This is a genomic window from Haemophilus sp. HMSC071C11 (assembly GCF_001837655.1).
GTDB lineage: Bacteria > Pseudomonadota > Gammaproteobacteria > Enterobacterales > Pasteurellaceae > Haemophilus > Haemophilus influenzae.
This window is the reverse complement of sequence record NZ_KV833416.1, coordinates 1-9,685: the sequence shown is the minus strand read 5'-3', so window position 1 is coordinate 9,685 and position 9,685 is coordinate 1. Positions and strand designations below refer to the sequence as shown.

Annotated in this window: 11 protein-coding genes; 10 read left to right on the top strand and 1 reads right to left on the bottom strand. The window is 37.2% G+C overall.

The genetic code is table 11. The features are described 5' to 3' along the window. The first annotated feature begins 406 nt into the window (after positions 1–406). The 8 genes from tig to htpX all read left to right on the top strand — a co-directional run bounded on the left by tig (position 407) and on the right by htpX (position 7,142). Entirely contained in the window at positions 407–1,705 is a 1,299-nt protein-coding gene (tig, locus tag HMPREF2644_RS05205) for a trigger factor (protein WP_006995277.1), read from the top strand. Positions 1,706–1,797: 92 nt separating this feature from the next. Continuing rightward, complete coding sequence (gene clpP / locus HMPREF2644_RS05200) at positions 1,798–2,409, top strand: ATP-dependent Clp endopeptidase proteolytic subunit ClpP (RefSeq protein ID WP_257003823.1); 612 nt, start codon at positions 1,798–1,800, stop codon at positions 2,407–2,409. A gap of 9 nt (positions 2,410–2,418) precedes the next feature. Further along, positions 2,419–3,654, top strand: coding sequence for an ATP-dependent protease ATP-binding subunit ClpX (gene clpX, locus HMPREF2644_RS05195; RefSeq protein ID WP_005658618.1), 1,236 nt, complete (start codon positions 2,419–2,421; stop codon positions 3,652–3,654). A gap of 144 nt (positions 3,655–3,798) precedes the next feature. Beyond that, on the top strand, positions 3,799–4,215 hold the full coding sequence (secE, locus tag HMPREF2644_RS05190; protein ID WP_005658616.1) for a preprotein translocase subunit SecE: 417 nt from the start codon (positions 3,799–3,801) through the stop codon (positions 4,213–4,215). A 1-nt stretch (position 4,216) separates the two neighbouring features. Further along, positions 4,217–4,774, top strand: a complete 558-nt coding sequence (gene nusG / locus HMPREF2644_RS05185; protein WP_005648601.1) for a transcription termination/antitermination protein NusG — start codon at positions 4,217–4,219, stop codon at positions 4,772–4,774. 150 nt (positions 4,775–4,924) lie between these two features. After that, positions 4,925–5,677, top strand: coding sequence for an MlaA family lipoprotein (locus tag HMPREF2644_RS05180; protein WP_005648600.1), 753 nt, complete (start codon positions 4,925–4,927; stop codon positions 5,675–5,677). Positions 5,678–5,733: 56 nt separating this feature from the next. After that, entirely contained in the window at positions 5,734–6,123 is a 390-nt protein-coding gene (locus HMPREF2644_RS05175; protein WP_005630808.1) for a RidA family protein, read from the top strand. Between the two features lie 164 nt (positions 6,124–6,287). Then, entirely contained in the window at positions 6,288–7,142 is an 855-nt protein-coding gene (gene htpX / locus HMPREF2644_RS05170) for a protease HtpX (protein ID WP_162837812.1), read from the top strand. A gap of 41 nt (positions 7,143–7,183) precedes the next feature. On the opposite strand, the gene tusA is transcribed toward htpX, so the two are convergent. After that, a complete protein-coding gene (tusA, locus tag HMPREF2644_RS05165) occupies positions 7,184–7,423 on the bottom strand; it encodes a sulfurtransferase TusA (RefSeq protein WP_005665561.1) in 240 nt (79 codons plus the stop codon). A gap of 115 nt (positions 7,424–7,538) precedes the next feature. Between tusA and HMPREF2644_RS05160 the strand changes: the two genes are divergently transcribed. After that, positions 7,539–8,159 (top strand): YigZ family protein, encoded by a 621-nt coding sequence (locus HMPREF2644_RS05160; RefSeq protein WP_011272188.1) that lies wholly within the window; start codon positions 7,539–7,541, stop codon positions 8,157–8,159. Positions 8,160–8,161: 2 nt separating this feature from the next. Continuing rightward, on the top strand, positions 8,162–9,625 hold the full coding sequence (locus HMPREF2644_RS05155) for a TrkH family potassium uptake protein (RefSeq protein ID WP_005658606.1): 1,464 nt from the start codon (positions 8,162–8,164) through the stop codon (positions 9,623–9,625). Positions 9,626–9,685: the final 60 nt, after the last annotated feature.

The following is a 9,685-nucleotide window of genomic DNA, read 5'->3' as shown; positions in this document are numbered from 1 at the left end:
TTGGTTGGTTGGTTGGTTGGTTGGTTGGTTGGGCAGCATAAGCTGTGCTTGCATTTAATGCAAATGCAATAGAGCAAGCAAGCAGGCTGAATTTAAAGTTGGTCATAGGTTTCCTTATTTTTTAATGATAATAATTATTATACATATTAAATAATTGAATTTATTTAATCAATATCAAAAAAAAGTATAATAAGTACAAAATCCTAATTGCTTTATATGAGCATAAAAGAAAATCATTTTTAACCGCACTTTTGTTTGTAAGTCGTATTTTAAAATTATCAAAATGCAATTTTTAATCACTCTTTTATCGACTGCGTAGATTTCTTTCGTTATAATTGAGCGTCTTTTTATTTAACAAACGTGTTCGGTGTGGATTTGACCGAGTGCAAATTAATTGAGGTAACAAATGTCATTAAATATTGAAACAACTCAAGGTTTAGAACGCCGCGTAGCGATTACCGTTCCAACTGAAATTGTCTCTAAAGCCGTTCGTGAAGAATTTAAACGTGCTGCAAAAAATGTGCGCGTAGATGGTTTCCGTAAAGGTCATGTTCCTGCCCATATCATTGAACAACGTTTTGGTGCGTCAATTCGTCAAGATGTATTAAACGATTTATTACCACGTCATTTTTTTGATGCTGTTATTGCAGAAAAAATTAATATTGCAGGTCGTCCAACTTTTGCTATTGAAACTTTTGAAGAAGGTAAAGACTTAGTTTTCACTGCAACTTTCGAGGTTTATCCAGAAGTTAAATTACAAGGTTTAGAAAATATCAAAGTTGAAAAACCAACTGTTGAAATCACGGAAGCTGACATTGATAAAATGATCGATGTGTTACGTAAACAACAAGCTACTTGGGCTGAAAGTCAAGATGTTGTAAAAGCAGATGATCGCGTTACTATTGACTTTGTTGGCTCTGTAGATGGCGAAGAATTTGAAGGTGGTAAAGCTACTGACTTCGTATTATTTATGGGTCAAGGTCGTATGATTCCAGGTTTTGAAGAAGGAATTGTTGGTCATAAAGCAGGTGAGCAATTTGATATTGATGTGACTTTCCCAGCGGAATACCACGCAGAAAACTTGAAAGGTAAAGCAGCAAAATTTGCGATTACTTTGAAAAAAATCGAAAATATGGTGTTGCCTGAATTAACAGATGAATTTGTTGCTAAATTTGGCCCTAATACTAAGTCTGTTGCTGATTTGCGTGCAGAAATCCGTAAAAATATGGAACGTGAATTGAAAAATGCGTTAGTTTCTCGTGTTAAACAACAAGTAATCAATGGTTTAATTGAACAAAATCCGATTGATGTGCCAGCTTCTGCAGTAGAAGAAGAAATTAATGTATTACGTAATCAAGCAGCTCAACGTTTTGGCGGTAATGCACAACAAACTGCACAGTTACCACGTGAATTATTTGAAGCGGAAGCAACTCGTCGTGTGCAAGTGGGTTTATTATTCTCTGAAGTGATTAAATCTAATGAATTAAAAGCTGATGAAGAACGCGCTAAAGCAATGATTGCAGATATTGCATCAGCTTACGAGCAGCCAGCAGAAGTTGTGGAATATTACAGTAAAAACGAAGAGTTAATGAATAATATTCGCAATGTAGTATTGGAAGAACAAGCTGTTGATGCAGTACTTGCAAAAGCACAAGTAACAGAAAAAGTTTCTTCATTCGATGAAATTATGAATCCACAAGCATAATAAGTAATATTATTATGATTGAATAAAAGTGCGGTCGCTCTTTTTAATAAAAGCGATCGCATTTTTATTTGTGGGTTATTTACGATAAAATAATTAGCAGTTTTAATGAAAAAGGTAAGAAAATGAGTGTAATTCCTATGGTCGTTGAACAGACTTCGCGTGGCGAACGTTCGTACGACATTTATTCCCGTTTATTAAAAGAACGTGTGATTTTCCTAAGTGGAGAAGTGGAAGATCGTATGGCAAATTTAATTGTGGCGCAGCTTCTTTTTTTAGAATCGGAAGATCCAACTAAAGACATCAATATTTATATCAACTCTCCAGGCGGTTCTGTGACCGCAGGTATGGCAATTTACGACACAATGCAATTTATTAAGCCAGATATTCGCACTCTTTGTATTGGTCAAGCCTGTTCAATGGGCGCATTCTTGCTTGCTGGCGGAACTGCTGGCAAACGAGCTGCATTGCCTAATGCACGAGTGATGATTCATCAACCTTTGGGTGGTTTCCGTGGTCAAGCATCGGATATTCAAATTCACGCACAAGAAATTTTGAAAATTAAACACACCTTAAATGATCGTTTAGCATTCCATACTGGACAAAGTATTGAGCGTATTGAGAAAGATACCGACCGCGATAATTTTATGTCAGCTGAAGAAGCACAAGCGTATGGTTTGGTGGATGAAGTCTTGGTTAAACGTTAAGGGTATACAATGACAGACAAAGATAAAGATTTGCACTGCTCTTTTTGCGGAAAAGAAAAAGGCGAAGTAGATAAATTAATTGCTGGCACAGGCGGTTATATTTGTAATGAATGTATTGAACTTTGTCACTCAATGCTTGAAGAAAGTAATGATGAAAACCTAGAGGAAAGTGCGGTCGAAAATAAAGATAAATTGCCAACGCCTCACGAAATTCGCGCCCATCTGGATGATTATGTTATTGGTCAAGATTATGCGAAAAAAGTGCTTTCTGTGGCAGTTTATAATCATTATAAACGCTTGCGAACTAACTATGAAAGCAATGATGTAGAGCTTGGCAAAAGTAATATTTTACTTATAGGCCCTACAGGTAGCGGAAAAACGTTACTTGCGCAAACATTAGCTCGTCGTTTAAATGTACCCTTTGCGATGGCAGATGCAACCACATTAACGGAAGCTGGTTATGTGGGAGAAGATGTAGAGAATGTATTACAGAAACTTTTGCAAAATTGTGAATACGATACTGAAAAAGCAGAGAAAGGCATTATTTATATTGATGAAATTGATAAAATTAGCCGTAAATCGGAAGGCGCATCAATTACTCGAGATGTTTCAGGAGAGGGGGTGCAACAGGCTTTATTAAAACTTATTGAAGGTACAATAGCTTCCATTCCACCTCAAGGCGGTCGTAAACATCCACAACAAGAAATGGTAAAATTGGATACGTCTAAAATTCTCTTTATTTGCGGCGGTGCATTTGCAGGATTAGATAAAATTATTGATAAACGCACTCAAACCAGTACGAGTATTGGTTTTAATGCCAAAGTTGAAAAAGATGAAAAACAACAATCTCTTTCTGAATTATTCCGTCAAGTTGAACCTGATGATTTGATGAAATTTGGTTTAATTCCAGAATTTATCGGACGCTTGCCAATGATTGCCCCATTAAGTGAATTAGACGAAGATGCGCTGATACAAATTCTCACAAAACCAAAAAACGCATTAATTAAACAATATCAAGCCTTATTTGGATTGGAAAAAGTAGAATTGGATTTCACACCAGAAGCATTAAAAGCAATGGCGAAAAAAGCACTTGAAAGAAAAACGGGTGCGCGTGGCTTACGTTCTATCGTAGAAGCAGTGTTGTTAGATACAATGTATGATCTACCGTCTCTTGAGAATTTACAAAAAGTTATCGTTGATGAATCGACAATTGTAGATAATCTTGCGCCAAAATTAGAATATTAGATTTAATCGCAAAAGTGCGGTTGTTTTCGCCAGATTTTCTATGTTGATGCTTATTTTCAATAGGCAAGGCGAAAAGAAAATGCTACAATCGCACGTTCTTATGGCATTATTTTTTACATTTCCATTTAAAACGGATTCAATTCTATGGCAACCGAAATTGTTGATAAAAAGAAAAATACGCAAGAAGTGATCGTTGAAGGCAAATCTAAAGGTTTAAATACATTCCTTTGGGTTTTAGTTGTGATCTTTTTTGCTGCTGCGGCAATTGGGAATATTTATTTCCAACAAATCTATTCTTTACCGATTCGTGTTATTGGTATGGCTATTGCATTAGTCATTGCATTTATTTTAGCGGCAATTACTAATCAAGGAACAAAAGCACGTGCGTTCTTTAATGACTCTCGTACAGAAGCGCGTAAAGTCGTATGGCCAACCCGTGCTGAAGCGCGTCAAACAACATTGATCGTTATCGGGGTAACAATGATTGCTTCTCTCTTCTTTTGGGCAGTAGATTCGATTATTGTGACAGTGATTAATTTCTTAACTGATTTGAGATTCTAAAATGACTGAAGAAACAACAGTATCAAAAAAACGTTGGTATGTATTACAAGCGTTTTCTGGCTTTGAAAGTCGTGTAGCTCTAACTTTACGTGAATACATAAAACAACAACAAATGGAAGATCAATTTGGTGAAGTTTTAGTGCCAACTGAAGAAGTGGTGGAAAATGTAGCAGGTAAACGTCGCAAAAGTGAACGTAAATTTTTTCCAGGTTATGTACTTGTAGAAATGGAAATGAATGATGAAACTTGGCATTTAGTAAAAAGTGTGCCAAGAGTGATGGGTTTTATCGGTGGTACACCAGATAAACCTGCACCTATTTCCAAACGTGAAGCGGATACTATTTTAAATCGTCTTGAACAAAATACTGATAAACCTCGTCATCGTAATGAATATCATCCGGGAGAGGAAGTTCGTGTGACTGAAGGGCCATTTGCTGATTTTAATGGTACAGTAGAAGAAGTGGATTATGAAAAAGGTCGCTTAAAAGTGTCTGTATCAATCTTTGGCCGTGCTACACCAGTTGAGCTTGAATTTGGTCAAGTTGAAAAAATACACTAAGAAATGATTAAAATATAACCGCACTTTTGTAGTGCGGTTTTTTGTTTTTAATGTTTGTTGAAACAGCATAAAAGAGTGTTTTTATACGCAAAATTTGTTGTTATTTCACAAATTAGGTAGAATAATCCCATATTTATGTAAGGATCAAAAATGAAAACAAAGGTAATTTTGACCGCACTTTTGAGTGCCATTGCACTAACAGGTTGTGCAAATCACAACGCCACGAAACAAGCAAGTGAGCGTAATGATTCCCTTGAAGACTTCAATCGAACAATGTGGAAATTTAACTATAATGTTATAGATCGCTATGTGCTAGAACCCGCTGCAAAAGGTTGGAATAACTATGTGCCTAAGCCGATTTCTTCTGGTCTTGCTGGCATCGCAAATAATCTTGATGAGCCAGTCAGTTTCATAAACCGATTAATTGAAGGTGAACCGAAAAAAGCATTTGTTCACTTTAATCGCTTTTGGATTAACACTGTATTTGGACTAGGTGGTTTTATTGATTTTGCGAGCGCAAGCAAAGAATTACGCATAGATAATCAACGTGGATTTGGGGAAACTTTAGGTAGCTACGGCGTAGATGCTGGCACTTATATTGTGCTACCGATTTATAATGCAACAACACCACGCCAATTAACGGGTGCAGTGGTTGATGCGGCTTATATGTATCCATTCTGGCAATGGGTTGGTGGTCCGTGGGCATTAGTGAAATATGGTGTGCAAGCAGTGGATGCCCGTGCGAAAAATCTCAATAATGCAGAATTGTTACGTCAAGCTCAAGATCCATATATCACGTTCCGAGAAGCTTATTACCAAAATTTACAATTTAAAGTAAACGATGGGAAATTAGTCGAAAGCAAAGAATCACTTCCCGATGACATACTAAAAGAAATTGATTAATAAACAGAAAAGTGCGGTAAAAATTACCCAATTTTTTATCAACTAAGGAGAAAATGATGACTCAAATTATTCATACTGAAAAAGCACCAGCAGCCATTGGCCCTTATGTTCAAGCGGTTGATCTTGGCAATCTAGTTTTAACCTCAGGGCAAATTCCAGTGAATCCTGCAACAGGCGAAGTGCCAGCTGACATCGTTGCACAAGCACGCCAATCTTTAGAAAACGTGAAAGCGATTATCGAGAAAGCAGGTTTAACCGCAGCCGATATTGTAAAAACAACGGTTTTCGTGAAAGATCTTAATGATTTTGCTGCGGTTAATGCAGAATACGAACGTTTCTTTAAAGAAAATAATCATCCTAACTTCCCTGCTCGTTCTTGCGTAGAAGTTGCGCGTTTACCAAAAGATGTGGGATTAGAAATTGAAGCGATTGCTGTAAGAAAATAATTTTCTGTTTGGTAATCCCTGCTTAAAAGTGCGGTCATAAACTCGCATGTTTTTGACCGCACTTTTTGTTTATCTGCTGATAGCAAAAATTTTACATTACACCTTGAATTTTTTATGAATTTTCCCCACTAAGGAAATACTTAACCCTAACTTTGAGAGAACACATTATGATGCGTATTCTTCTTTTCTTGGCAACCAATATGGCTGTAATGCTGGTATTAGGTATTATTTTAAGTGTGACTGGAATTGCAGGAAATAGCACTGGCGGCATTTTAATTATGGCTTTGCTATTTGGTTTTGCTGGCTCATTAATTTCCTTATTCCTGTCTAAAACGATGGCATTACGTTCTGTAGACGGAGAGGTGATTACTCAACCTCGTAATCAAACTGAACGTTGGTTAATTGATACCGTTAGTCGCCAAGCGCAGAAAGCGGGTATTCCCATGCCAGACGTGGCGATTTATCATTCTCCCGATGTGAATGCTTTTGCTACAGGTGCAACGAAAAGCAATTCTTTAGTGGCAGTGAGTACGGGATTATTAAACAACATGACGGAGGCTGAAGCTGAAGCTGTTTTAGCGCACGAAATTTCTCATATTTCCAATGGGGATATGGTGACGATGGCGTTATTGCAAGGCGTATTGAATACTTTCGTGATTTTCTTATCTCGCGTTATTGCAACGGCGGTGGCAAGTTCGCGTAACAATAATGGAGAGGAAACGCGCAGTTCAGGTATTTATTTCTTGGTTTCGATGGTATTGGAAATGCTCTTTGGTGTGCTTGCGAGTATTATCGCAATGTGGTTCTCACGCTACCGCGAATTCCGTGCAGATGCTGGTTCAGCAAGTTTAGTAGGCAAAGAAAAAATGATCATGGCATTGCAACGTTTGCAACAACTTCACGAACCACAAAATCTCGAAGGTTCTTTAAATGCCTTTATGATTAATGGTAAACGCAGTGAACTCTTTATGAGCCATCCACCACTCGAAAAGCGTATTGAAGCCTTACGTAATCTTTAAAAATTATAAAAAATCGACCGCACTTTAATGAGGTCGATGTTTTATTTTCCTCTTTTCACCCAATATTTGAACGGGGGCTTTTCCACTTCACTTTGCAGTAATGTGTGATCCATAAATTGACAGAAACTTGGAATATCTCTTGTTGTTGCAGGATCGTCAGCAATAATCAAAAGTATTTCTCCATCGTTAAGATGACGAATATTTTTACGAACAAGCATGACAGGTTCTGGGCAACGTAATCCTAAAGTATTTAGGGTTTGTGTGACGGAAATTTCAGACATATTCTTTTTTCTTTTGAAAAACAGAGCCATATCATACCGCACTTACGGCAAAATTTCGACAAATCCCAGTCATCAGTGATAGACTAGTGTCATTGAAATTACCTTGAAAAAAGAAATGGCGGAATACCTCGTTCCTAAAAGTGCGGTTGTTTTTGAAGAAGAAATTAAGAAAAGCCGTTTTATTACTTATTTACAGCACACCGAAGGTTTAGAAGACGCAAGAGCTTTTTGGGCAAAGATTAAACAAGAACATCCAAATGCTCGGCATCATTGTTGGGCTGCCGTAGCAGGCAAGCCAACAGATTCTCTACAACTTGGTTTTTCTGATGATGGCGAACCTGCTGGAACGGCAGGAAAGCCAATGTTGAGTGCATTGCAAGGTAGTCAATTAGGTGAAATCAGTGCGGTGGTGGTTCGCTATTATGGCGGCATTTTGCTTGGAACGGGCGGATTAGTTCGTGCTTACGGCAATGGCGTACAACAAGCGTTAAAGCTGATTGAAAGCGAAATTAAAGTTGAACGAACCCCTTTCAAACTTGATTGTGACTATGGTCAGTTAAGGTTGGTTCAACAACTTTGTGAAAAATATCAGGTTGAGATTTTATCTCAAGGTTTTCAGGCAAATATTCATTTGATTTTAGGTATTAGTGAAAAAACAATAGAGGCGTTTTCTTCAGAATTAACGGAAAAGTCTTCAGGTAGATTGGTTATTCAACTTTTAGAGATAGGCGAATAGTTGTGCGTATTTTATCGATTATCCGAATTATTGGTATTCTTGTGATGTGTTTTTCAGGTACGATGCTAGTTCCTGCATTTGTTGCTCTGATTTATGGTGATGGGGGCGGCAAGGCATTTATGCAGGCTTTTATGTTGAGCTTGACAGCGGGCACATTGCTTTGGTGGCCATGCCATCACCATAAACAAGAATTACGATCCCGTGATGGTTTTTTGATTGTTGTGGCTTTTTGGTTAGTTTTAGGAAGCTTGGCAACATTGCCTCTTTTATTGTTCGATTCACCACATTTAACTATTGCTTCAGCCGTATTTGAAGCATTTTCTGGCTTAACTACTACTGGTGCAACGGTAATGACGGGGCTGGATAATTTACCTAAATCTATTTTGTTTTATCGTCAGTTTTTACAATGGTTAGGTGGTATGGGGATTATCGTATTGGCTGTGGCGATAATTCCGCTGTTGGGAATTGGTGGGACACAATTATATCGAGCAGAATCTTCAGGCCCTCTTAAAGATCAAAAATCTTTGCCTAAAATTTCAGAAGTGGCGAAAGCGCTATGGATTATTTATGCTTCATTAACTGTTCTTTGTGCCATTGCATATTGGCTATCAGGAATGAATCTTTTTGATGCCATTGGGCATAGTTTTTCAACAATTTCAAATGGCGGATTTTCAACGCACGATGCAAGTATTGGCTATTTTAATCAAGCTTCCATTTATTGGGTTACAACAATTTTTATGCTGATTGGTGGTGTTAATTTTAGTTTACATATTTCCGCTTTTCTTGCACTAGGTAAAAGAAATATTTGGCGAAATTATTGGAAAGATCCCGAATTTCGTTTTTTTCTAACGATGCAAATTATTTTTATTGGTATTGTATCTCTATCTTTATATGGTTATGGTTTAGTTTCAGATATAAACGAGGCAGTAACAAAAGGTGCATTACAATTAACATCAATGTCAATGACTGCTGGTTATACGATTTTTGATATTGATAATCTTCCGCCTTTTATTGGGCTTTTACTGGTAATTTCTGCGGTAATTGGTGGTTGTGGTGGTTCAACAACTGGGGGATTAAAAGCGATACGGACACTTATATTGTGGAAACAAATCGATCGAGAACTGCATAGTTTAATCCATCCAAATTTAGTACAACCAATTCGAATAGGTAAAAATCGTCTAGCACCAAGAATGATAGAAAGTATTTGGGCATTTTTCATTATTTTTATACTGGTTTATTGGGGGTGTGTTTTTGCTGTTATTCTTTGTGGAATGAATACTTTTGATGCGATGGGAGCCGTATTCGCCACATTAACGAATGCAGGACCGGGACTTGGTTTTATTCACGAAAGTTTTATTGGTGTTCCAGAAAGTGCTAAATTAGTCTTTAGTTTTGCTATGATCTGTGGACGTTTAGAAATGTTTTCATTAATCGTGCTGTTTATTCCAAGCTATTGGAAAAAATAATAATAATTGGAAAATTATTGTATTTTTGACCGCACTTTTTAATAAAATGTTTATATTTCC